Origin of the sequence: Mucilaginibacter sp. OK098 (assembly GCF_900142915.1) — a bacterium.
Taxonomy (GTDB): Bacteria; Bacteroidota; Bacteroidia; order Sphingobacteriales; family Sphingobacteriaceae; genus Mucilaginibacter.
In genome coordinates, this window is the sequence record NZ_FRCM01000007.1 from 383251 (window position 1) to 408185 (window position 24935).

16 protein-coding genes and 1 pseudogene are annotated in these 24935 nt (G+C 40.9%); 7 read left to right on the forward strand and 10 right to left on the reverse strand.

The genetic code is table 11. The features are described 5' to 3' along the window. Positions 1–16: 16 nt before the first annotated feature. Positions 17–1072: pseudogene (locus BUE31_RS24300) on the forward strand (YifB family Mg chelatase-like AAA ATPase); the annotation flags it as partial. On the opposite strand, the gene BUE31_RS24305 reads toward BUE31_RS24300, so the two are convergent. The 5 genes from BUE31_RS24305 to BUE31_RS24325 form a co-directional block, all read right to left on the reverse strand. Then, on the reverse strand, positions 1047–2546 hold the full coding sequence (locus tag BUE31_RS24305) for a recombinase family protein (RefSeq protein ID WP_073406445.1): 1500 nt from the start codon (positions 2544–2546) through the stop codon (positions 1047–1049). The pseudogene BUE31_RS24300 and the gene BUE31_RS24305 sit on opposite strands and share 26 nt — an antisense overlap. A gap of 136 nt (positions 2547–2682) precedes the next feature. Then, positions 2683–3180 (reverse strand): hypothetical protein, encoded by a 498-nt coding sequence (locus tag BUE31_RS24310; protein ID WP_073406446.1) that lies wholly within the window; start codon positions 3178–3180, stop codon positions 2683–2685. Continuing rightward, positions 3146–3424, reverse strand: coding sequence for a hypothetical protein (locus BUE31_RS24315; protein WP_073406447.1), 279 nt, complete (start codon positions 3422–3424; stop codon positions 3146–3148). Before BUE31_RS24315 ends, BUE31_RS24310 begins: the two co-directional genes overlap by 35 nt. A 155-nt stretch (positions 3425–3579) precedes the next feature. Next, complete coding sequence (locus tag BUE31_RS24320) at positions 3580–3852, reverse strand: helix-turn-helix domain-containing protein (protein ID WP_073406448.1); 273 nt, start codon at positions 3850–3852, stop codon at positions 3580–3582. A gap of 406 nt (positions 3853–4258) precedes the next feature. Beyond that, positions 4259–5767, reverse strand: coding sequence for a hypothetical protein (locus BUE31_RS24325; protein ID WP_073406449.1), 1509 nt, complete (start codon positions 5765–5767; stop codon positions 4259–4261). 200 nt (positions 5768–5967) lie between these two features. Between BUE31_RS24325 and BUE31_RS24330 the strand changes: the two genes are divergently transcribed. Both BUE31_RS24330 and BUE31_RS24335 read left to right on the forward strand, forming a co-directional pair. Then, positions 5968–8007 (forward strand): DUF4365 domain-containing protein, encoded by a 2040-nt coding sequence (locus tag BUE31_RS24330; protein WP_073406450.1) that lies wholly within the window; start codon positions 5968–5970, stop codon positions 8005–8007. Positions 8008–8072: 65 nt separating this feature from the next. Then, the gene (locus BUE31_RS24335; protein WP_073406451.1) at positions 8073–9095 is read left to right on the forward strand and encodes a hypothetical protein; all 1023 of its coding nucleotides are present in this window, start codon (positions 8073–8075) and stop codon (positions 9093–9095) included. 8 nt (positions 9096–9103) lie between these two features. On the opposite strand, the gene BUE31_RS24340 is transcribed toward BUE31_RS24335, so the two are convergent. After that, positions 9104–9670 (reverse strand): hypothetical protein, encoded by a 567-nt coding sequence (locus BUE31_RS24340; RefSeq protein WP_073406452.1) that lies wholly within the window; start codon positions 9668–9670, stop codon positions 9104–9106. A gap of 7 nt (positions 9671–9677) precedes the next feature. Continuing rightward, on the reverse strand, positions 9678–13346 hold the full coding sequence (locus BUE31_RS24345) for an ATP-dependent DNA helicase (protein ID WP_083620265.1): 3669 nt from the start codon (positions 13344–13346) through the stop codon (positions 9678–9680). 110 nt (positions 13347–13456) lie between these two features. On the opposite strand from BUE31_RS24345, the gene BUE31_RS24350 reads away from it, so the two are divergent. Then, on the forward strand, positions 13457–14611 hold the full coding sequence (locus tag BUE31_RS24350) for an AlbA family DNA-binding domain-containing protein (RefSeq protein WP_073406454.1): 1155 nt from the start codon (positions 13457–13459) through the stop codon (positions 14609–14611). Here BUE31_RS24350 and BUE31_RS24355 read toward each other — a convergent pair. Next, positions 14608–18336: an nSTAND3 domain-containing NTPase gene (locus BUE31_RS24355; RefSeq protein WP_073406455.1), complete on the reverse strand. Its 3729-nt coding sequence runs from the start codon at positions 18334–18336 to the stop codon at positions 14608–14610. The genes BUE31_RS24350 and BUE31_RS24355 overlap by 4 nt on opposite strands. 593 nt (positions 18337–18929) lie before the next feature. Here BUE31_RS24355 and BUE31_RS24360 point away from each other — a divergent pair. From BUE31_RS24360 to BUE31_RS24370, 3 genes are all read left to right on the forward strand, one after another. Further along, positions 18930–19937, forward strand: a complete 1008-nt coding sequence (locus BUE31_RS24360; protein ID WP_073406456.1) for a hypothetical protein — start codon at positions 18930–18932, stop codon at positions 19935–19937. 123 nt (positions 19938–20060) lie between these two features. Beyond that, a complete protein-coding gene (locus BUE31_RS24365) occupies positions 20061–20912 on the forward strand; it encodes a DUF488 domain-containing protein (RefSeq protein ID WP_234997898.1) in 852 nt (283 codons plus the stop codon). Between the two features lie 7 nt (positions 20913–20919). Then, on the forward strand, positions 20920–21750 hold the full coding sequence (locus BUE31_RS24370; protein ID WP_073406458.1) for a hypothetical protein: 831 nt from the start codon (positions 20920–20922) through the stop codon (positions 21748–21750). 13 nt (positions 21751–21763) lie between these two features. Here BUE31_RS24370 and BUE31_RS24375 read toward each other — a convergent pair whose 3' ends face one another. Then, positions 21764–22648: a DUF4238 domain-containing protein gene (locus tag BUE31_RS24375; protein ID WP_073406459.1), complete on the reverse strand. Its 885-nt coding sequence runs from the start codon at positions 22646–22648 to the stop codon at positions 21764–21766. Positions 22649–23092: 444 nt separating this feature from the next. Then, positions 23093–24733 (reverse strand): recombinase family protein, encoded by a 1641-nt coding sequence (locus BUE31_RS24380; RefSeq protein ID WP_143167237.1) that lies wholly within the window; start codon positions 24731–24733, stop codon positions 23093–23095. Positions 24734–24935: the final 202 nt, after the last annotated feature.

The following is a 24935-nucleotide window of genomic DNA, read 5'->3' on the forward strand; positions in this document are numbered from 1 at the left end:
AATAACTTTATCATTTGTGTTAGTTAAAACTTTTGGAAGTGCGGTTTATGGTATCGAAGCAATAACCATCACCATTGAGGTAAATATAAGTCCGGGTAAGCTGGCCTACTTTATTGTGGGCCTACCGGATAATGCAGTACGCGAATCTATGCAGCGGATTGAGGCCGCCCTGCAAACCAATAGTTACCGCATGCCCCGGCAAAGAATTGTGGTAAATATGGCCCCGGCAGATATCCGCAAAGAGGGTTCTGCTTATGACCTTACCATAGCCACCGCCATATTGGCCAGCTCAGGGCAAATAGAAAACGAAGAGCTTGAAAAATACCTGATAATGGGCGAGCTTTCCCTTGATGGTACTGTACAACCTATAAAGGGCGCCTTACCTATTGCCATACAAGCCCGTAAAGAAGGCTATAAAGGCTTCATCCTCCCTAAACAAAACGCCCGTGAAGCAGCTATAGTAAATGAGCTGGAGGTATACGGCGTTGAAAATATAAAAGAGGTGGTTGGTTTTTTTAATGGCGAAACCCAGCTAACTGCTGAAGTAGTGAATACCCGCGATGAGTTTTTTAAAAGCCTTACCAATTACGACAGCGACTTTAGCGAAGTACGCGGACAGGAAAACATAAAACGCGCCCTTGAAATTGCCGCCGCAGGCGGTCATAATGTAATATTGATCGGTCCGCCGGGAGCTGGTAAAACCATGCTGGCGCGCAGGCTGCCATCTATTTTGCCGCCGCTAAGCTTATACGAATCATTAGAGACTACCAAGATCCATTCGGTTGCCGGTAAGCTGTCTGCTGCTGATGCGCTGGTTACTACCCGGCCGTTCCGTTCACCACATCATACCATAAGCGATGTGGCTTTGGTGGGCGGTGGCAGCAACCCGCAGCCTGGTGAGATCTCATTAGCACACAATGGGGTGTTATTTTTGGATGAATTGCCTGAATTTAAACGAAGTGCGCTTGAAGTTATGCGCCAGCCGCTGGAAGAACGCCGGGTAACTATTTCAAGAGCCAAGTTTACGGTTGATTACCCGAGCTCGTTTATGTTGGTGGCGAGTATGAATCCCTGAAGTGGTGGGAAGTATTCTTTGGATTTTGAGGAAGCGGGGGCGCGTAGGCAAGGTTGATGGTTATATCAGCCTGCCCAATTTCGATTGAGGTGGTGATCGTTTCCACGATGCCCCGGCGTTGCTCAAATGCCAAGTTGTTCCATTCGTCATGCAGGGTTCGCACTTCCGTCAGCACCGAATCGCTCGACATCAAGCTGATAGTGCGCACGTCAATTTCAGCTTCCAACCGTGGCAGTTCTGCATCAAGTTGTTGCAATTGCGCTTCCAGTGGCACGTATGTTTCCATGTACCGCTCCTTGGTCAGCGATCCGTCAAGGCGCAAGTCCAATAAGTCATTAATGCGCTTGGATAGTTTCTGCCGCTCCTTTCGGGAAGCTTCTAATAACACGGTGCATTCCTTCAACTGCATGTCGCATCGCGTGACATAATCCGCGTGGTTGATACTGACCAAATACTCTTTCAGGTACAGTTGGTATATCTCATCGAGATCGGCAACCGCAATCCGGATTTTGCACTTCTTGCACGCATAGGACTTTGAGGAATGATAGACGTACATGGCGGTGCCGCAGGTGCAGAACACGAAGCCGGACAGCAGATAGACCGCCTTCTTTCCCACGGGGGTTCGGCGCTTGGTTTGCGCGTCCAAAATGGCGTTGCATTCGTTCCAGGTTTCCTCCGATACAATGGCCTCGCATGGCATGTATATCCAGTCGCTTTCGGGCTTGACTGTCCAGTTCCTGTCCTTGCCGGGGCTTTTGGTGTAGTTGGCCCGGCGCATGCCCTTTGCGGTGCTGTCGCGCAGCAGGCGGTCGACGGTGGTGGCGGTGAACTTCACGCCCTTGCGGGGGCGAAAGCCTCTTGTGTACAGCTCCTCGGCCACGGCAAACTTGCGCTGGTGCTTCAGGAAGAGCTCGTACATCAGCTTGCGCACCGGGGCTTCCGCGGGGTGGATGGCAAAGTCATTGCCCTTCCACTGGTAGCCGAACGAGGCCTGGCCGCCGAGGGACTTTCCAAGCTTCGCCCTGATGGGTACCGATGCCTGGACGCGGCTCGCAATTTCTTCCCGTTCCCATTCTGCCATTGCGGAAATGATGGTGAAGAACAGTCGGCCTGCCGGCGTGCTGGTATCAATGTTTTCGGCAAGGGAAATGAGGTCTGCCTGTTCCCTGCGGAAGATGTCGGCAAACTCCAGCAGCTCCTTGGTATTGCGGGCAAGGCGGGCAAGCTTCGAGAATACCAGGCCGGTGATGTGCCCTCTTCGGATGTCGGCAAGCATGCGCCTTGCTTCGGGATGGTCTATGACTGACTTTCCGCTGACTGCCTCGAGGCGATAGACCTCCAGTACCTGCCAGCCTTCCTTTGCCTGGACGTAATGCCGGGCGCGCTGCTCGTGATGCTCGGGACTTTCTTCCTTGACTTGTCGTTCGGTGGATACCCTGATCCAAATGCCGACGTGCTTGGATTGTTCCATGGTTGAGTGGTTTTATGTGGTTGTGAAAGGAATTGGTTATTTGTATTAAAGATAGCGAAATATCCGTTTGCCTAACAGGAGGAAGAATTTTTCAACAAAAAACACTCAAGGTATAACTACCTTGAGTGTCGCGTCGCTATTTGTTATTGGTAATGATCTGTTGGTGCAGGTAGTGGGCGGCGAGCACCGCCTCGAACATCTTGGTCTGGTAGGGCTGCCTGTGCCGCAGTTCCTTCTCCTGCTCGTGAATGAGTATCGGAAAGCGGTTGGTGAGATAGCGCATTAGCTCCTTGGGCGTTTGCACTTCGGGAATGTCCGCCTGGATCGAAGCCTTCGTCTTGTACTCGACCATGCATCCGTGCCGCTGGCAGAGTTGCAGCAGCTCGTGGATAAGTGCGTTGATAGCCGGGGAATGATGGGTGTACGGAGGGACCTTTATCAGCACCCACTTCACCGCGTATTTCCTGATATAGGCTTCGTACCGGTCGACGATGCAGCGCAGCTTCATTTCGGACCAGGTGCCGGGCGTGGTATGCACCTTCCAGTGGATCAGCGTTTCGTAGCTGATTACTGCCACGCCGTTGCGCTTGGCCCCGAGGCTAATACCCAGAATGCTCATATTGCGCTGTTTCATCGTCGTGGCTGGTTTGCGGCTTGTTGCTGATAATGTGGTTGAAGAGCGCGCCGCGCGAGCGCCTGATTTCCTCGCTGGGAATGGCCATGACGTGGGCAAGGACGCTGCGCAGCGTCCGGTGCGAGTACTTTTTGGTGCAGGCAAGGTAGAACGAGATCGAAACCTCGTCATTCAGGTCCATTGCGATCTCGTGCGCCAGCTTTATTTCTTGTGGTGTATACATATAGCTTTTGATAGCTTTCATTTATTTATTGTTGTTAATGTGCTTTTTGTAATCGTTCGATCTTTTTAAAAAATCGATGCGTTCGTTCGAATTATCTTTCAAGCGCCAAAAATTTGCGCACAAAAGAACCCTGCCCTTACGGACATCCAAATCATACCAATATTTATTTGTGTCCTTTAGAGTATTTCCCCTGAAAGGTCTTCTTTGGCCTTAAGTGCTTTTTTCAGTGATTGGTAATATTCGAAATACAGTTCGTTAGGATAGGTGTTGTATATGATACCAAGCTTTATGAGGTTAGTGCCGCTTGGCATATCCGCACCACTTTCCCATTGAGAGAGCTGAGTTACCGTTTGGAAGCCCAAAAGTCGTGCGGCCTGGATTTGCGTCAGGCCGCTTAACTTGCGATGCAGTTTCAATCTATTGGGAATAGAAATACTTTCGGCTTCCATGTGCTACATAGTATCGGAAGAATAAGTATAACAGGAGTGGGTAAAAATTTTCTAAAGTTTGGAATAACCAATTACAAAAGGTAATTAGTATTAATTGCAACGATTTCGCTTGAGTAATGGTAAGGTCTTAATGGCTTACTTCCGAATAATCACTTGATTAAAATACACTTTCTTTTGATGTGCTGAACAATGTGAAGCGTAGTTGGATACGGGTATCCCGGCATAGCTTGTTTGGGTGACCAAACACGGCTTGCTTTACTGCTCCATTCGATAATGTTCAGTTATCCTTTATTGGTTATTTGGCTTAAATTAGTTTTTGTTAATATATTTTACCGTAACAACGTACACATTCACTGCCAATCTTATTTCTGATGAAGCTGGTTACCATCGAAAAAAGTTTCTCTGCCTACCCGTTTTTACTATACTTTCTAAATGCCGAAATAAATTGGAAAACCAAATAACCGATGACGACTTTATTTAGGTAATCCACCGTTAAAGCTAATCCGGTCAGATCAGATTTATTAACCAAAAAATCGCTCCAATGTGTGATATCAATAAAAGAGAAATAGTAGCCAATCAGTTTGAGATCAAGTTTAGTAGGCTGAAAAAGCATTCCGAGGCTCCAGAGATAAATTAAATAGAATGAAATGGTTAACCTAAAGAACCAGTAGGTAGGCTTTTTAAGTGATAAGCCATAGCCGTTTGAAACCCTGTTTAAACGCAATATTATTTTATCTCCTCTTGAGATAGCTTTTACCTGGTGAAGTGCTGCATAGGATATTGCCTGAAGTTTTAAACCCTCATAGTAATTACCGGTAGATTCAAATGCTTTTTTCAATTGCAAAAGCATTTCATACTGATCTTTATGATAATTGTTCGGACGCTCTTCGACAAGATGTATATTAGGTATGGTGAGGAATTTATCGAAGCGTTCATATTTGTCTGGAAAGCTACAGGATGTGAACGTTGCTTTTGAGAGTTTTGAACGATAAAAAGAAAGCCTATCGAATTTGTTAAACTCCACATTATCAAACCAAACATGATCAAAGTTACACTTATGAATACCTACTTTCGTTTCATCGATCAACAATGGACGTGGAGTTAAATTATAAAAAACGGTTTCGTTTTGAGGTTCAAAATTTGAGAGGTACAAATTCGACACCTCAACATTATCAATATTAATTTTTCCTAACGGTATACCGGAAAGAGAAAGAGATTGTAAAACGACATTATCTACAGATGTAGCGCTATCAGTTGAAATAGTTCCATAGTTTATGGTTAAATGAATTTTTAAGGAATCAGCCTCTGCCTTTGTTAATTTATAGCCGATCCGATACTCCTTTCTATTTTCCCATTCGTTAATATACCTTCCACTTTTTTCATCCGCCTTTTTAGTTGACCTAATAGCAATTTGACCCGGTTTTTCAATATGATAATCTTGTCGTTGGCGTAATATCCTTTTATATTTTGGCTTTCCGATTTTTCTAAAAATCTTAGACCACCAGTATGGGAAAATATTTTCAGTCGTATAAGCAATTGAAACCGATTTTTGAGTAATCAAAAAAACACTACTTATTAATATACAGTTACCAAGACTAATCGACCTAAGATTAATTGCATTTACCCTACCGCTTAACATTGAAGCATGAATGTTGATTGTAACGTTTGAAGTTAGGACATCAGATATTATTAATTCTTCTATATAACAATTAAAAAAACCAAGTGAAACCTCTTCAAATTGAACGTCTTCACCATTTTGAATGATCAATTTTTTAAAAAAGCAAGACTGATAGGTGACAGCAATTTGCCCTGTTTTATACTTGACACCTGCAAAGTCCTCATCACGCAAAACGATAATCGTATTACCGAAAGTTCTGTTAACATTTGGCGAATAAGGTTTGGGATTTAAGATCATTTATTTCAATTAGCAAATGACTGATATGCAAATATTGACATTAAAAACTGTCGAGTAAGATATAGAATTAAATATAATAAGAAATTTCACATTAGGCGCTCAATTCGCAGCTTAACATTCCCTAAGACCAAAAGTTCATGTTTTCAACATACTTTCATTCCAGCCTAAAATGCTGTACCTTCATATTTTCCACTTAAACAATGAATTTCGACGATTTAGTTGACAAGCATTTACCAAAGGGCAGCGCAAATAAGGACCTTGAAAAGACATCACGGATTGAATTTGAACGCATCTTAGACCCAGGAAAGTTTCAGGCCCGGCCAGAAACGGATACAGATGTGGGCATCGATTATATAGTAGAGTTAAAGAATAATAACCACTACACTAATTTTCGATTTGCCGTTCAGCTTAAGTCCACGTCATCCATAAATGCTTCGAATGACGGATCGTTCCGGTTTCCTGTAGAAGTTTCGAACGTTAATTACCTGATCAGCTTCAACGGGCACTCATATTACGTATTGTTTGTTGCAAAAGAATCCAAATTTTACTATAAGAACGCCCATGAAGTATTCATTTATCTAACCGAAACTTACCCAGGAGGCGACTGGCCTAACACGGTCGGCGTAAAGTTTACCGACATATTGGATAGCGATGCGCTTGATACGCTTTACCAACAGATATTTACGAGAAGTAAAACAATTCGGAACGTTAGGCACCTACTAAATGTACATTTCCAAAATGATCGCTTTTCCCGTGTCACCATTGATGAAAATGAAAAGGTTACGGCGGAATCGGATATTGTTGCTGAGCTTGAACGCTTTGGGATGAGGTTGATCAATGAATACAAGTACGACGAGATTATCCGTCAGAAAGGTTTGGTAAACTACAGGATAATAGATCGCGCTTTATTTCAGATGGTTTGTGGAATGGCGCATTATCGGAAGGCAGAAATGCATCAAGCCATAACTTGTTTCAAGATAAGCCTGAAATTCAAAGAGCAACTCAGAGATGGCCTCGCGGAAATAGCCCGTTACCACCTGGAAGCCGCCAAATATTCGTTGGGTATCAATTCCCGTGAGGAATACGATGCTGCGATGGAAACAATGGTCAATTCAAGCTATATCGGGCTTTACGTAAGTATTCAAAAAAGTTTCAATGAACTATTCGACGGTCATTCGCTGACCCAAGAAAGAGTGCGAGGCTTTTACCAAAAGATGAATGAAATTATTGCCCATCCCGAAGCGGACGATAATATTGGTATACATGCCCGTGCACAAATACTCGCCATGGAGGCTGAAGTGTTGAATAATGCGCTTATTAGGAACCTAAGTGTTTTAAGGGGGACACCCTGGGCAGCGGATATAGTAAGTAGGGAGCTTGCAGAATGGCAAAAAACAGCAGATATGTATGGCCCACGAGCTGAAGAATTGCGTGAATTTGCCCGCGGCCAAGGCGATTTCTTTGCTTATAATATTATTACAATCACTGTTATCAAAGCTTATTACAGTAATCTGTTCACACACGAGTATATCATGAATTTTGATGAAAGTGCAAAGGTGGTCAACGTTATATTTACCACTGAACAAATTGAAAAAGTGATTGGCTATTGTACCATACTGGACGAGGTCGCTGCAATTTACCAGACACTGGATTCGACCGAGAACTTGATAGTCGCCCATTCGCTCAGATATGAACTTTTACGCCTTATCGGACATGACGACCAGGCAACGGAAGCGGGCTCTACAATGGAAACGTTGATTGACACCTATGATTTAAAAGAACTGCGCAAAAAATATGAGTATCTGACTAACGGCGGCACCAGACACGAGCAGTTTTTAAACCTTTTAATCAATACATTTCAAAACGAGGCCGAAGCCAAACGGGAGTTAGAAAAGATCATTGAAGAATTAAAGTCAATTGATGTCACAGAAAAAAACTTTGGTCCGATACCAAAAGCCAATTACCAAATTGATCTTTTTCCGATAGGTTATTTCACCTATCCCAAAGAGCAATTTGATTTATTGATGAACATCATAGACGTTGTAACAGACCTTCGTCCGCATATTTTGAGACTATCCGGAAAAATAATTCCCATTTTAAATTTATTTCATAATCCAGTCACGCAAGAAGGACGTGTCGATGGAAATGAGTCAGCTAATCTTGAAAGCTACCGCAACATACTGAGGGTCAGAAGGGAATTCAAAGCAAATAAGATTGTGCCGTTCCCGGCCCGTAACTAACAATAGCGCATTATTCTTGAGGCGCACAAATGCCACACAGACGAACGAAGAGAAGATCTTTAATTATGGATACAACTGATGATACGATATTTGAACATGGTACTAATAGTCCCCGTAAACCAGCTTCCGGTCATTTGTACCGTCAGCATTTTAAATTGAATGCGTCCCATAACGAGGATAATACCATTCGCTCCATAGCGGCTATGCTCGGGGTTTCTGAAGAAAAGCTTCGTGCCGAAATCAAAAAGGGCCAGGAAAATAACAGGGAGGAATACCTCGCAGTCCAAAACTACACTGAATCCTACAGGTCATTACTTGACAGTACCCCTAAGACAACCAAGGATAAGTACGAAGAATTAATGGATGCGGGCCGGTTTTTGACTAAAACGGGATTAAATATTGAGTTTAGTGCGCCATCAAAAATGTCAATATATCCGGATTTTATTTTCAAAATGGGTGAAGATAAAATCGGACTTGAACATTCACGTATCATCGATGAAAAGATGAAACGTGCAACAAAAACCACTCAGAAATTGCTGCAGGATGCTGCCGTTATCGTTCAGCAAAGCGACCCAAGCCTTGACGGTATCGTCAATCTTTTCATTGACTTCGACCAGCCGGCAATTGCCAACAAGTCTTTAAACGCAAGGGGATTTACTACCGGGGAACGGGAATCATTAAAGAAGATAGTTGCTAAATACGTAATTGGAGTTTTAAAAAAAGAAAATCCTGTAAGCCCGCTATTTATAACCGAGACTAATTTTGAAAGCAATCCCGGCCATCCGGTCAGCATTGAGCTGGGCGAACGTTATTTTGCAATCGGAGGTTTTAGAGAATTGGCCGAAGAACGGATAGCCGCTAAGGACAAAAGATTTAATGACTATCAATCTGAAAGCGGACTAAAACGTATCTGGTTATTGCTGACCGTAGATGGATTTAGCAGCCATTCGGGATTTGATCTTGAAAACGAAATATTCATTTACGATAAGCATTCTGCGTTTGAACTGATCGTGGTCTTTGAAGTATTTTCTGGCAAGTATTTTTTGATTTACGATAATAACCGTCATGAGTCGGTGGGACACCAATAACCAAAATTTTAATTCCCAATATATCCAAATGGCCTGATCTGATCATCCTGGCTATCATAAATCAGGTCGTTTTCTTCATTAATTGCATCAATCATATTAATGCCATTTAACCATTTTCCATATATGGTTACATTTTGGCTGAACGCCTGCTCGAAACGGGATATGATAGAATAGATTGCCGCGTGAAATGCTTTTGGGTAGGCTTGTTTTACCAATGTCAAGGCATCGCTGAAACAGGTATTACTTGCATTAATAATTAAACTATCGTCGCAACCCTCATTAATAAGGGTTAAACGCGACACAAGCTCTTTCCAGTAAACAATGAAATTTGCATCCTTAACAAATCGCTCTCTGTTTTCATTGCCATGAGCAATCAAATGAATGAGAATCCCTTCAAACGTTTCAACTTTTGCAATTTCATCAAGAATTGCAAAAAGGTCCTCTTTCGAAGTTGGTGTTTTAAGCTCCACCGGTATCTTACCTTCAAAAAGGGTTACGAATTGCCCTGATAAATTCATATCAGACAGTATATCAATAATATATATATTGCCGATGCCTTTATTAAAAAGTTTCAATTTTAGTTTATTTAAGTTCGTAGTGATGGTTTGAAAAACGGTTTCCTAGCGTCGATTTTAGCGATTTGTGTTTGATATCTTCAATAACCTGGTCAAGCAATTGCAGATCTACGCCATTTAGGTCGTCAGTGGTTATCAGGAACTCGGTTAAATTATCTTTATCAAACGCTCTTCGCCGGCCTTGCCAGTCATTGTAATAATCTCGTAAATCTAACATGCCGAGGTGTTCCCAATAAATAGTCACTCCTGTATTTAAGCGAATAGTAAAATCAGGATGTATTTTGAAGCTGTAGCTGCTTAGCTGTAATTCCTGTTCATATTTAAAAGCCATGTTATGCCTCTTTAAGGCCTCATAAATGATGAGTTCAATTTTTGAAGATACATTAACGCCTGGCTCGGGAGAATATTTACCTACTTTGTTTTCCGGCCTTCTGAATACCGAGGTCTTTCTTTGCAACAATTGCGAAGTGTTCTTGGCTTTCATCAGCAGGTTTTCTTTAGTATCCTGCAGGAAAATAAACAGCCGGAATTTGGAGCGGGTTAATGCCGTGTATAAAAGTTCCTTATTTAAAAGGGCTGCTTTTTTAGGAATCACCATGAACACGTTTCTGAAATCACTGCCCTGGGATTTATGCACGGTTATCGCATAGGCTAAATCAAAGTTTTCTTCGTCATCAACGGACTTCATCGGCCAGTCGTTATCTCTAAAATGGTATTTCCTTTCTTCCGGTATTATGGATGTTTTAACATTCACAATTCCCATCGAACCGTTTGAAAGTTTCAACTTCCGATTATCTCCCCAACCGGTGTACCAGTTATTAAGCCTGATGATCTTCTCTGCGTTATGAAATACAAAATTATAGCTTTCCTTTTTGTTCTTTCGGCGGTAACTGTCCTGAAAAAGCTGATTCAAGCCAGATGTTCCATAATAATCAGTTCGGTAAGGTGTTAAGACTTGCAGCCTTTCAATCTGAAGGGTTTGTTTAAAACCACCGTCTTGATTATTTACCCAACCGCTATTATACAGGCCGAATAATAAATTTAGCTTTTCAAAATCATCGTAATCCTGGTGGTCATCCACTTCGTAACCGAAAATGATATCCATAGCAGCTCTTATTTTTTCAAAAAGTGCCTCGCCGTTAGCCCAGCGATAGACAAATAAACCGTCGCTTTTTTGACCATCCGAACCTTCGATCTTATTAAAGGATTGTTCATAATATTTATTCTTTTCAGCAAATGCCTCGGCTAGACCAAGGATAGTTTCATCATTTTCCTGCCTACAGTTGGAAATTAACTTGATATAATGATTAATGGCCAGCTCCGGTACGGCTTTAATGTGGTTGATGGTATCGTGAAATGGTTTACCTAAACCAATTGGCGGCAATTGGTTTTCGTCACCTACTAGGATGATCCTTTTTAAATGTTTCTTATCGAAGTTGATGATGGAAAATAAAATAGATAATTTATTCAGGTCGATCATCGATGATTCATCTATCACCAAATTTTCCACAATGATCTTCTTATCTTCCGGAACAACAAAACATTCGTCCCAATCCTCATATAGGTAGGCAAACTTCTTTTCGAAAATAAAGCTGTCGATTGTCTTTGCTTCGACATTCGTCAGTTCGGTGTACTTCCTGATATTCTCCGTTAACCTAAGCGCAGCTTTACCAGTTGGCGCAAGTACAATAATTTCTTCATTTTGATTGGTCAGGTGCTCAATGATCTTACTGGTTTCATAAGTTTTACCAGCGCCGGGCCTCCCGGTTAGCAGGAAAAAAGACTTCTCAAATATATTGACGTATAGTTGTTTCCTTTCCGATCGGAATTTTTCTTTATGCTCCTCAGTAGTTATTGTGTTTTTAAGTTCGGCCAGGCTATCATTAATGTGTTGGTCAATATCTATATTGGATATTTTGTGCGCTGGTCTTGCAATTAAATTGGTAAATGCTTCTTCAATCTGGTGTTCTGCCTCCCGGACTACTTTGCGATAATAGAATTTTTCTTTTTTGCTTTCCTCGTAAAGACTGAGCTTATTTTCAAAATGCGATTTGTAATCATCATCTATATTTAAGATGGCATTGTTATCCAGGGTAATACCATTTTTATAGATTAGCGGATTTTCATATAGGTTTTCTAAAACCTCCTGGGCCGAGCTATAACAATGTCCAGCCTGCCCAATATCAAACAAGTAGTTTAATATTACAGACCTTAACCTTTCCGGGCTGTCCTCAGTTAAATTTTGCATTTTCCGGTGCCGGCGAACAAAATTCACATCTGGGATCATCCCGATATCGATCTTGAATATATCAATTGGCTCATCCTGCATATCAGGATTATTCAAATCATCTTCACCTGCCTCGTAATCCTCATATAAGATGTATGGATTAATTGCGATTTCTTTTAGCAAATCGGCATTTTCAATGATGCGGTTAATTTGATTGGGTGTTAATATAAACAACGAAAGCTTTGCAAGTGACTTAATATTTTTCTTGAAATGCCGCTTTTCAATCAGATCGAGTAATGAATCTTCAAAAGGCATTAAATAGTTAGGTATATCTTCATTTAACAAACCTTCTAATATTTTCAAAAGGTGGTTTTCATTGGTGGCATTATTTTCAATGATGTTGGCCAGCTCAGATGATAATTCTTCGTTATCAAAATAATGATTGAAAACATGATTTAACGATGGGTATATACCTCGCTTATCCCAAACACTTTTGATCAATTTGTTGATCCGCCCTTCCTCTATGGAGTAGTCTGTATTAACAATAGCCTGTTTATGTTCCTGAATCTTTTTAATGGATTTTCTGATCTTATAAAGCAGGTATAGGCATTTATCATCATCAATATCCATACTTACATATTTGAACCCCTTGATTAAAGATGGCTCATCGGCAACTACCTTAATGTCATCCAAAAAATGCTGATTGTCCGGATTGTTCTCAATGTGGGTGAGATATTCATGGTAAGGTAATTGAATAGCAGTTTCCGGATCATGGCTGAACTGAAGCATCCAGTTCATGGTCGGGAAATTTTTCATGTTGTTATTGTCAACCCAACTGTTTCCAACCTTTTTCCTTTTAATTTTCCGAATTTCCCTAAGATCTTCAGGCTCAAAATCGAAATGAAGCGGGGTCGGCACCTGTCGTATCATCGAACATCCAATGACAAGGTATTTCATATCATCACCTGAAACCGGGTTATCATAGTTGGCATAAAAGAAAAGTATGGACTGTTTTGGCGTAAATTTTTTGATGTAGTTGTCAATTCTTTGGTCTAAATCAGGCCAATAATTTCCGTGCAGCCTTTTTTCTTCGGTGCCATGAACAAATGATAATCGGAAAGGCCAGGTAACTACTGAATACTTTCTTAATACTTCAGGTATGGTTTGTTCCACCCATTGGAAAGCATGCTGATGTTCAACGGGCACATCCTGATCGCTGAATGCGTTTATACTCCAGTAACAAGGCGGTACTTCGGCTGCTGCAAAATTCCCCGCAATATATTGATCACGAACGCCATCCTTTTGCTCGTATTCGGTATCTTTTCGTTTTTCTATTCTGCCGGATAATAGAGAATGTACGCCGGTACAATAGGTATTTGCGGCAGGATCACAGCAAACTTTGCCGTTCCATTTGTTATCGTGCCAGGCCATTCTAACAGTAAGGTGCATTGCGATAAGTTTAGATATGAAAATTAATTTAAGGTTGTCAAATTACCTATTAATTTTGAGCTGTTTAACCAATTCTTTAAAAACCCGTAATTGTTACCTTTATTCTTATCATGGACAAAATTGAAGAACTGATCACGTACCATAAGGAAAATGAATACCTGGATTTTAAGGAGCGTGAGTACAGGAAAGAGGGATTTGCCAGCTTGATAAAAGATGTTGCATCTTTTGCCAATGCAAACTACGCTGGTGATCGGTTTATTATTATCGGTATCCGGAAAAAGGATGACGACATAACAGCTGTTGCAGTTGAAAATTCTATGGACTCTTCCAGAATCCAGGAATTAGTTCATAGCAACATTACACCAGAAGTAAATATTAATTATGAGTCGTACCTATTTGAAGGAAAAACCATTATGGTTCTAACTATTAATGACCCTCAAAACCAGCCATACGCCATTGTAAAAGATTATAGGGACGCTGAGCAGACCCAGCTTAGAAAAAACGAGATCTACATGAGGAAAGGCAGCCGGTCGCTGCTCATGGCACTTTCGGACTTCGAAAGAATTTATAAAAAGAAATATTCAACCACGGGCCTTGATGGAAAAATTGAATTGAAATTTGAAAATGGTAATACTGAAATTGAACTCCCTTGCATTACCAATATCGAACTGCCGTCTGACCGCGAAAAGCGGTTGATGGAGGAAGAACATGAATTTCAGCACGCCTTCATGATGAAAAATGGTGGTAATTTATACTTACAAGTTTACGCTGATGAAGCTAAGGGAGGAACATCTTATCAGGAAATGGATATGCCCCAATTACGACATCTTATGTCAAACGTAAAAATGAATTATGCAAGTGACGACAAATATTACCTGGAGGAGACAAGGGCTTTCAAATTAAATTTCGCCATTATCAATAATGCGGAATTTTATTTAAAAAAGGCGTTATTCCTTATGCGGATTCCTTTATTGCCCGGATTAAAGATAGTTCCGAGAATTGCATTAACCACCCGGCAGATGAGCATGCCTGATAGCATTCCGAAGTATAATTATCCTGAAATAACTACAGAAAGCAATATCGTTATTATTAGACAGGAATTAGGTGAAATCAGGCATCAGCTCGGTTCAAAGGTTTTTGGAACAGCGTTACGAATATCAGCCGATGAAAAGCTAATTGGCCAATCACAAATAATACAGGCACAGATCTTCGGCGCTAATCTTTCCGCCCCTCAAAACTTTGAGTTTAAAATTACTTACGTTTAATGCCATCGCCGGTATTCGCGCTTGCGTTCCCAATCCGCGCTTCGCTTTTCCATTGCAATTCGCTCAACAAGCCAATCCTGGAACTCCACATATAAATATGGCTCTGGAAGTTCACCAATGGCATTGGCAACCATAGTGTATTCTAACGCCCGGTAATCTCCCCATTGTTGTTTGGCACCGCCATAACTGCTAAATGAATTATTGCACCAGTCACTGGCTGTAAATACTTCGAGATTGGCATTTTTTAAGATCCAATATTTGATCAGTTCTTTATATTGCTCTTTCAGGTAATTTCTGCCGATCTCCCATACAGTCGAAAGCACTTTAGGATTTGCCGGATAATTATCAATAATTTTTTTCAGTACATTAAATGCTTGCTCTCTGTACTCAGGTTTGATATGCTGAAAGAAGTTAGAGGCAAAAGTATTTAATCCGTAGCAGTAGATATCTTCGCAGAACTTTAACAGGCACTCATATACCATTTCGTCCCCTTTTTCAAATTCCCATATGCCATTGATAGGTAAGCTCGGGGCACTATGGTATTCTTCGTACAATTTGAGACGAAAATCCATGTACTCCCGGATAAAGAATACATCCCTTTTCATAATGGCGAATAATTCGCTTCCTCGCGGATCAAAATTAGGATTGATTTTATCCTGGTTGAGGTAAAGTTTTTTAGCAAATTCAAGATCTTTCTCTGTCAGATAAGGATATTTTTCAATAAAGAAATAGTCAACCTTAAAGCGAAATTCGGCATCAAGTTCACTTTTTTGCACTAATACCGCGCACAGATCACGCAAAGTTCCCGGCTTGATTTTTTCATAGCCATCGAACCATTGCTGGTGCAAATCGTAATGATTACTCGCATTCTTGAAATCGATCAACATGCGCTTGATCAATGCCTTATTAATACAGCTTTCCGGTATACATTCATAAAACCGCTCTAACCAGTACTGTTTATATTGAAAGGCGGATTGTTTGATAATCTGATAAATGGTTTCACATTGACCGGTTATAGGAATCACTACATTAAATAAACGTCCGGGCACAAGGTCGCTAACGTCCGGTTGGGAAAGGTAAAACATTAAGGCTTCATAGCCCAATGCAATATTTTGCTTGAAAATGTTCTCGAAAACTAAGGTAAGTCCGAAGCCAATATGGTAGTTGTCATGGTATTTAAATGCACGCAACGCCTGTATCGCTACATTTATTTTTTTAAACCCTTCCAGGTTGTTTACTTTAATATGGTTGCATAAAAATTTCTGCTGTATATCTAACGTTCCCGAATACTTACTGTAGTTACTGAACTTTATCCTTTTGTCGTTCCTTTCAAGGGTCAGCACTTTTATAGTTTTATACTCCGGTGATCGAAATTTTTTTTGAGTATTCTGTAAGGCAGAATTAATAAGCAAGTGTTTATCAGTAAGCAGGTTGATGTATTCCTGCACAAAATAACAATGCCCGAAATTAGCTGGTGATAGATGTGCCTTGATAATAGTTAATATTTTCTCTTGATCCTCTCTTAGGTAAACATAGGCATCATTACCCTTGCCATCCAAGTATTCAATTAACAGATCATAGCAAATCTCCGGTTCATTGCCATAAATTAAATTAATATCGTCCCAAAACTGTTTTCTTAATTCTGTGAATTTGGGAATAAATAATTCTTCGCCGTTATTCATCTCATACAATCCCCAATTGAAACTCGAATTAAGGCAAACATGCTGAAAACCATAAAAGAAGAGATATTTAAATAGTTTACTGTCATTCAAATGTTCCTTGAAAAAATTGTATGCTGCAAATTGCTTTTCAAATTCGACAGCTGCATCCTCACTACCTGCCCACAAAGCATCTTTAACCTGCTTAACAAGCATATCCATTAATCCTTTCTTTTTCTGAACATATCTGATTGCTAAACCGATTGCTGTCAGGAAGTCCTGAGTCGTATTTTTGAAAAATGGATCTAATAAGTGAAGAATGGGATCATGGTGATTTGGTCCGTTTTTCTTGTAAGAATTTATGAATTCAAAATCATCCTCCTTATCTGGAAGGGAGTCTGTGAGCTGCTTGATGAAGATGAAAACCTTCGTTGGCAAATATGGTCCGAATACTTCAAAGAATGCAACAGTAGCGGATTCAACTCCTTTTATTTGTTCCAGGTAATTCAATAAAAATTGCGGATTTTCCCCCAGTACGTTCACCACCCCAAAAGTATTGATGGCAGGTATCAAAGTATCCTGGACGCGCCACTTATAGCGCTCAAACAAATTAAAGATTAGGACTTCGCGGCTGAGTAATTGTTGTCTGCAAAAGGCCTGATAAAAGAAATAAGTTCCTAAGACCTGGTCACCAATTTTTGCGATGCTTAGGTATTTTAAATCCACGAATTCGTGACTATCAAGAATACCCACAGTTTTGCGAAATTCTTCAACCGGAATATCAAAGAGTTCGAGCAATTTTAACTCCGTTGGTTCCTCAAAGTCAAGCGTTTCAATAAAGGCCAGCACACCTAAAATTTTAATGGTCAGCGGGTCTTTGAAAATCGTAATGTCATTAGTAAGGTTACTAAAATATTCGTCATAGATAGACGAGGCATCTTTTAAGATATTAGAATCAGGATTTTTTGCCAGTATTTCAGCAGCCATAATTGCCAGCCTCGCATTACCTTTACAGATCTCTATTACCCGCGCTCTTTTAGCTGCATCCAAGAGATGGAATGGTTCGGCGTATAAAATGTTGTTAAGTGTGTCATCACCCAAATTTCCGATGAATACAGCTAAGAAGTTTTTTGCGCCAAGTTCTTTTGCAACTTCATCCAAAGCATAATCTCGCACCGTCATAATGATTTTGACATTAATTTGCGCAGCAATCGCTTGGTTAAGAACAGCAATAAGGTTTTCCATCTGCCGGTTCGCATCATCTATAAATATGATATAACTTTGATCGGCCGTCAAAAAAGTGTTTAAATCTTCAAATATTGATTCCCGAACCGAAAGGATATAATAAGGTACAACTTCAGGATTTTCTTTAATGTAGTCGTCAATTGCCTGCAAAGCCAATTTGCTCTTTCCTATACCGGCGTTACCTGTTATGACAATCTTATTTTCAATTTCAAGCTGTTTTTTCAAATAATCCAGCTCACGTTCTCGCCCAAATAATTTATTGTCTAAACGAGTGGCAATTTGCTTATGCCCCTGATAACGTTGCAGAAACTCTTCTTTTGAAAGCACCTGTCCCGTATTAAATGGAATACCTAGGAAATCATGCGCGAAAACCCTGCCGATGTAATAATAATAATCCGCCAACGTAAGCAGCGGCACGATTTTGAGTTTAATTCGGTATGGCTCGATAATTTTATTCAATTCTTCCCTGATAGGGGCATCTACAGTAGAATTGCAACATAGAACAATTAGTTTAACCTTTTCGGCTGTTACGCCGATATTGTCAAAATCAAGACATCCCAAGAGATCGCTTTTTAGCTTTGCAACGAATTTTGACTTGTCTTTACTGTCTTGCGTTGTTATTTCAGCCAGGATATAAGTGCCGTCGTCTTGAGCTAAAAAGGTGTCTGGCCTTCCGGTACGTGTTTTAGTTTTATCCTCCATCGCACCGGGGCTTTCGAGTGTGCCACCGAAAGTTTTTAACAGGTAGTTATTGCATACTTCTTGAAAAGCACCTTCCTCAATACCATAAAGTTTCTGCTTTAGCAGGTCGTATAAGCTCATAATTAACCTAATTTAAAAGGTAAATCTAATCATAATAACCATGTATGATTTTAGTATTGAAGTTGAATCACGATCAGAAATCTATGAAAGCTTTTAATGGCATATCAAGGCCTTTTGCTAATTATTAATGCGAATACCCTAATTCGAAATTGTGATTAGGCTCAGGTTTTAAGCCTCCGGCAGCAATTGTCAAGTGGCTTTATTTTTTAGTAGACATGAGTAAGTGTTTTGCACTCCGTAGATTTGATAACTGATCGAAACAAAAACTGCGTAAAGAGCAAATGTCCGCACACTAAACACCTCAATTATTAAAAATATTTTGTTACACCCGGCAAAGGAGATGGTTACCTACAATATTTAAATCAGCAAATAGAAGGATACCGTGTTTCCAGAGAAAATATATGTATGGTTCGGTCATTTAATGATATTGAATGTTTTTGGAAATTGAGGTAGCTAACTTGTTAAGAATTTGATTCGAGCTCAATCTACGGTTAAACGATATATATTTCACTAAAATATATAAGAGTAGATTCAACTATAAACGAACTCCCGAGAAGCTCAGGTTATCAAAATAATATTAGTTATCTTGGTACGTGGAACGGATCATATTGTTAAAAACACAGCTGGCTGAAGCGGCGAAATTTGCCAACGCAGATGACGCGGCGCATCAGCGTCTCGCTATTATTCTGCTGGATAATTTCGTTGAGATACAGTTGTCGGCGCTCATGCGTAAAAAGTTTAGCCATGAGGATGTATTTACCTCCAGGCCTAAACAATATGCCTATGCTCAGCGAGTCAAGATCCTCCATAATTATGACGATCTGTTAAAAGCGGTAGTAATAGAAAAACTCATCACCCCAGCCGATCAGAAAGCGTTAACATTTTGCCATGAGGTCCGGAACCGGGCCTATCATATTGCTGCCGGAGAGCATGCGGTTATCCAGATCGCGATAGCTTTTCTGCAACAAATTGTCGTGAGCTATCAGCCGCAGTGGCGATCCGGGCGGGATTTCATGAGCGGTAACTTCAAAACGGTCGATCCGTTTGCTATAGGTCCCGCAAGTCCCTGGGGGCTGGGTTGTAACGATGAAAAGGAATGGTCTGCGTTTTTGGACAAATATTTTATAGCAGGTTCATCCGGGTGCCCTGCTGCTGTCATGATCGCGGATTACCTCAGCGGTAAAGTAAGACAGGCGGCTGACTGGTACAACTATTTTCGTAACGAATATTCAGTTTACGCACCGGATACCAAAGATTGGCAATTAAACGATTTTGTCAAATTCTATTCCTTCTTTGAAAAGCACGAGTTCGAGTTAAAAGTACTGAAAGAAGAAAGCAGCGGCCATGTTTATAACCAAGGTTATACCAAACTGATGGCTCAGCATGTTGCAGGGTGGAAATTTATTAGGCCTGACCGTTTGGTAACCCTCGAAAAAAAGTTTAAAGCAATTGCCGGGGTTCCAGCGCACAAAGCGCTTGAAAAGTACATTAGTCATCGTTCTGAAGTCGAACTATTACATGGTGCCATCGGGTGCGCCGCAAGCGCTTTTGATCAAAGGGTTGAGGAAAGCATCGAATACATCCAAGAAATGAGGCGCTGAACTGAATTTTGTAAGCGTTTTAGTTATCCTGTCCCGGCTGCCTTGTTGATTGAGTCCCGGTAATTATTTATTAAATAGTAACTTTGCAGGATGTTTTACAGGAGAAAGATCATATTGGCGTTGATGGAGTTGTTTGAGGGGAAGTTGGAAAAGATCCGCTTACAAAAGCTCTTATTCCTGTTTTCAAAGCGGCAAACTGAACCGGAATATGAATTTATACCTTATAAATACGGTTGTTTTTCTTTTTCAGCCCAGGCTGACTTGGTGACCATGGTAAATAAAGGCCTGCTGATCGACGATCAGGAAGGGTTAACGAAAAATGATACTGTAAAATATTTTGCGGCCCTTAAAGCAGATGACCAAAAAGCACTCGCCGAAATTAAAAAGTTGTATGGAGCCATGAATGGTGCCGCACTGATGCGCCATACCTATGTAAATTATCCTTATTTCGCGCTTAACAGTGTTAAAGCAACTGAGATACTAACGCCTGACGAATTGGATAGAGTAAAAGCCGCTCGGCCGTGGTCCGAAAAAACGACCTTATTTACGATAGGCTACGAAGGTATTTCGCTGGAACATTATATTAATAAACTGATCCGTAATGACGTCAAAGTACTGGTGGATGTTCGCAAGAACCCCCTCAGCATGAAATATGGCTTCTCTAAAAGTTTATTAAAAAAATTCTGTGACAGTGTGGGTATCGAATATGTACATATACCAGAGGTCGGTATTGATTCAGACCAGCGCCAGGAACTCAACACCCAGCAGGACTATGACCAGTTATTCCGTGTGTATAAGAAAGAAAACCTGGTAGCCACAAAAGATGTACAGTCGAAAATCCTTGAACTTTTAAAGGTCAAAAAGCGGATCGCCTTAACCTGTTTTGAAGCCAATATCTGCCAATGTCACCGCAAACCATTAGCGGAATCCATTGCAGCGCTTTCCAAAGATCAATTTGAATTAAAACATATCTGATTCGATCATGGCGCTAACCAAAGTTCTCATTGCCGTTAAGACCTACCCTGCGTTGTCCGGAAAATATGATGAACTGGTTTGCACGGCAGGTTTCCGCGAAGATGGCAGCTGGGTAAGGATCTACCCCGTTTCTTTCCGAAAAAAATCATATAATGAGCAGTACCGGAAGTATGACTGGATTGAGTTGGACCTGGTCAAAAACAATAAGGATTTCCGGCCGGAGAGCTACCGGCCCTATTCGCATGACACGGAGATCAAAATTATTGATCATCTTGATACCCAAAGCAACTGGGCAGAGCGAAAGGCGATCGCCTTGGGAAAGATCTACTACAACCTTACAGATCTGATCGCGGAGGCCAAAGATAAGAGTATCCGAACATCCTTGGCAGTGTTTAAACCGACAACGGTCAAGGATTTTAAGATCGAGGCGGTGGAGCGGGAATGGAAGAAGGATAAATTGGCCAAGCTTCAGCAAATGAACTTATTCCAGTCGGCGGATGACAATAAATTTGAAGTGGTCCGAAAGTTACCTTATAAATTTTCCTACGTCATTACCGATAATCAGGGCACGCCAAGCACGATGATGATCGAAGATTGGGAGATCGGTCAGCTATACTGGAATTGCTTGGCCAAGCATGAAGGTAATGAAGCAAAAGCTTGTGCGGATGTCAAAGCCAAATACCTTGACGATTTTGCATTGACAAAAGACCTGCATTTGTTTTTGGGAACAACACAGCTGCACCATCATGTTTCCTATAATCCATTCATGATCATTGGCACTTTTCATCCCAAAATAGAAGTTCCCAAACCGGTCAGTCCGCAAATGAAATTATTCTGAAGCTCAATTTCCGTTATACATTATCACCCGGTTTATTGACGAAGCGGCTACGTTTAGGGTTCTTGAATTCTTCATTATCAGCGAGAAACTCTTTGGCAAACTCAAAATTGTTTTCATTAGAAAATACAAACCTGTTGGACATTCCGATCTGTCCTGAGTTTTCATGCTTGACCATATGATCATCGAATTCCACAGGCGTTATTGCATCTTTAAAAATTTTCGCGCCTTTCCAATACTTGGGGTCTTTGGCGTACATGATAAGCTGAGGGGTCATAGGGAAAACAATATACATACCTTTTTCATGTACGACCGGTCCGGAAAGCCATTGTGTGTTCTCAAAATTTTTAATGAGCACAGGATGGTCGCTGGTGAGAAATGTTGTCCCTGAATTGTTTAATCCGAACATCCAGATACAAGAGTAAATGCGTTTTCGCATCGAATTGACAAGATCCTCATCCCACATGAGCGATATGTGCAATTGCCGAGCATCCTGCCCGGCGTCATAGTTCGGGTTTACGATCTGACTAAATTCGACGATCCTTTGCCGGGCCTCTGCCGTTCTTAATAATTGAGTCGCTATATATAAGGACATGATTTCCCGGTTGATCTTCGGAATAATCAGCTGCTTACCCCGGCTGAACTGCCGGAACCAGTCATTCGTTATACCTGCGGCATCCGCTTCCAATTCCGCAAATTGCTTTTCAAGGCTTAATGGATCATGCCCCTGTTCCTGTAATTCCTGGTTCCAGTAAAATTGATTTTCTCCTGCTATATGTTCCGGCGTAGTCGAAAATTGTTTGTTGGTTGATTTGTCATATATCCAAAGCTTCCCGTCCAGATTGACAAAGCGCTTGAGATAAAAACGAGGCACATAATGGTGATGTTTAGGTTCGCTCATATTTCCTTATTTTCTTATTGTTTTTTTTGCTGGCCTTGAAACCATGTATTATTTCCCCCGGCGTATCGGTAACTTCCCATTGCATGAGCGTCTGCCAGATGATTGCTTTTTATTAGAGAGGTTTAAAATTATTAAAAGACATCGACCTAAATGAATTTGCCAAGAAATACCATCCGCTAGTTTAAAACAGTCATGTTGCGGCCGGATTAAAATTTCTTATCAGCAGGTCTTGACTTGAATATCACATCGTTTACCATTTACTTAGCTGACGTTTCGCATGAAAAATAGTGTTGAGCGGGCAAAATCAATAATTGATAACTATTTATTATCATTGCTTGGTTCAAATTGATCATCTTATCAGCTAGATTCACAGTAGTTTTAGATTTAGTATGTGATACGCTAGCATGATAATAAGGAGGAATAATTTTTCAATTAGACCTTGTGTTACCCACTGTCCTGGGTATAATTAGGCTTATGATTTCTCACGTAACTGCATAGGGCCGACATTGAGAAACTGAGGTACTCAGTTAGGGGATCAAAGTCTGATTTTATAAGGGTCTTTTCTGGTTCCAACCGTCTTAAATAGTAATTATAGATTTCGATCATGTTTTTTATAGGCCTTAACCATTCCTGCTTATCAATAAAGAGTTTTTTGCCTTTTAATGTCCAGTTCCAACCAAACTGATTACAAATTTTTTTCTTTGCTTTTTCATCGCCATTTTTAAACGCTTCAACCGCCCCAATGGCGAATTCTATGTTATCTTCAATGATTGAAAGCCAATCGTTATGAACATTTTCATACTTATTTCTTTTCGCCGTAACTCTTATGAGCAGCTGCTCTTTTTCAAACTTCTTTTCTTCAAATTTTTCTTCTGAAATACTATTTGTTATACGAAGGTCCAACAGGGTGTCCAGTTCCTGAGTCAACTTCTGCTCATGCATCAATTCGGCCTGTGCCAGTGAATTTCGCTTATCTATTTCTGCCTGATAATAGGTCTTGTAATATTCCGTTGCCCACTCCTTAAATGCTGGCACGATTTCGTACTTGCTTAGTTCGTTGATTATTAAAGCTTCCATTTCCGCCTTGGTAGTGTATTGCTTTTCCGGGCAGTGCTCGCTTCCTTTTCTTCGCTTTGTGCAGTAGTAAAACACGTAGCTTTTAAGCTCGCCGGCCTTCGTCATTTTTAGCTTTTCCGTCGCAGTAACCGCGCAACTGCAACTTCCGCATGTGATAAATCCTGTAAACGGGAAGCTAAGCCTTTTGTATCGTGGCTTACCCTTTTTTCCTAAGATGTGCTGTATCTGGTCGTACTCCTGAACCGTAATTATAGGTTTATAATTACCTTTATACATAATTCCATTGCGAGTGAAGTACCCATAATAAAAGGGATTTATAAATAATTTATAGAGCGCGTTTTTTGAAATTTGCCGCCCATCTTTAGATCGTAGTCCATATTCCTGGTATAATATCGTGCCGACCTCTTTTACCGTATAGGCACCTGTTAACATCAAATCAAAGCCTTTTCTTAGGATGTGGAGAACAACGGGATTTTCCTTTGTGTAATTTGTTCCTGATATGGGAAACTTCGTATTTAAGTATCCAAGTGGCGCTATTCCGGCAGGCTCTCCACGCTCATACTGTTGCCTCATCCCGCGCTTGACATTAACTGACAGATCTCGGGTATATTGCGTAGCCATACTTGCCTCAATGCTAAAAAGAAGCGCGTTATCCTCACTACGATATTCCCGGTTAGGTGTCCAGATCGACTTAATAACACCGGTCTGCAAGAGCCATTTAAATTCTCCTTCCTCCATGGGGTTTCGGATTAAACGATTTACATGCCAAACCACAATACCGGACGCTTCCCCTTTTTTGATGCGCCGTATCATATCGGTGTATCCAGCCCTATTAAAGGGGATGGAAGCCGAGGCCTCATCGGTCAGCGTATCCACGATTGTAAGGTTATTTCGATTTATAACCTGCGCGTTATCTCGTAATTGAGCGGGAATAGATAAAGCCTGACGGTCTTCACCTTCAGACGACTTGCGGGCGTATTGGAAATAGATAATTTTTTCTTTATTCATAAAAGCCCAAAAAGGGGCAACCACAGCATTTTTGTCGTCAGACGTAAATACAGGTTGCCCCTCTTCGGGTACAAAAATATAGCGCTATGTATTTACGTCTGACGTATCATTTATATCACTTATAGAAATTTTTGCAAGCGGTTTCATGCAAAGAGAAACGAAGTATAGAAGGCTAGTCGCGCGTTCCTGGGCTTCAGCAATA

What these genes read in the sequence shown, in the direction of transcription:
- BUE31_RS24325 (WP_073406449.1), bottom strand. Translation starts at nt 5,767, where the DNA reads ATGATCTTAAATCCCAAACCTTATTCGCCAAATGTTAACAGAACTTTC.
- BUE31_RS24315 (WP_073406447.1), bottom strand. Translation starts at nt 3,424, where the DNA reads ATGAAAGCTATCAAAAGCTATATGTATACACCACAAGAAATAAAGCTG.
- BUE31_RS24320 (WP_073406448.1), bottom strand. Translation starts at nt 3,852, where the DNA reads ATGGAAGCCGAAAGTATTTCTATTCCCAATAGATTGAAACTGCATCGC.
- BUE31_RS24345 (WP_083620265.1), bottom strand. Translation starts at nt 13,346, where the DNA reads ATGCACCTTACTGTTAGAATGGCCTGGCACGATAACAAATGGAACGGC.
- BUE31_RS24350 (WP_073406454.1), top strand. Translation starts at nt 13,457, where the DNA reads ATGGACAAAATTGAAGAACTGATCACGTACCATAAGGAAAATGAATAC.
- BUE31_RS24355 (WP_073406455.1), bottom strand. Translation starts at nt 18,336, where the DNA reads ATGAGCTTATACGACCTGCTAAAGCAGAAACTTTATGGTATTGAGGAA.
- BUE31_RS24335 (WP_073406451.1), top strand. Translation starts at nt 8,073, where the DNA reads ATGGATACAACTGATGATACGATATTTGAACATGGTACTAATAGTCCC.
- BUE31_RS24305 (WP_073406445.1), bottom strand. Translation starts at nt 2,546, where the DNA reads ATGGAACAATCCAAGCACGTCGGCATTTGGATCAGGGTATCCACCGAA.
- BUE31_RS24375 (WP_073406459.1), bottom strand. Translation starts at nt 22,648, where the DNA reads ATGAGCGAACCTAAACATCACCATTATGTGCCTCGTTTTTATCTCAAG.
- BUE31_RS24380 (WP_143167237.1), bottom strand. Translation starts at nt 24,733, where the DNA reads ATGAATAAAGAAAAAATTATCTATTTCCAATACGCCCGCAAGTCGTCT.
- BUE31_RS24330 (WP_073406450.1), top strand. Translation starts at nt 5,968, where the DNA reads ATGAATTTCGACGATTTAGTTGACAAGCATTTACCAAAGGGCAGCGCA.
- BUE31_RS24370 (WP_073406458.1), top strand. Translation starts at nt 20,920, where the DNA reads ATGGCGCTAACCAAAGTTCTCATTGCCGTTAAGACCTACCCTGCGTTG.
- BUE31_RS24365 (WP_234997898.1), top strand. Translation starts at nt 20,061, where the DNA reads ATGGAGTTGTTTGAGGGGAAGTTGGAAAAGATCCGCTTACAAAAGCTC.
- BUE31_RS24310 (WP_073406446.1), bottom strand. Translation starts at nt 3,180, where the DNA reads ATGAAACAGCGCAATATGAGCATTCTGGGTATTAGCCTCGGGGCCAAG.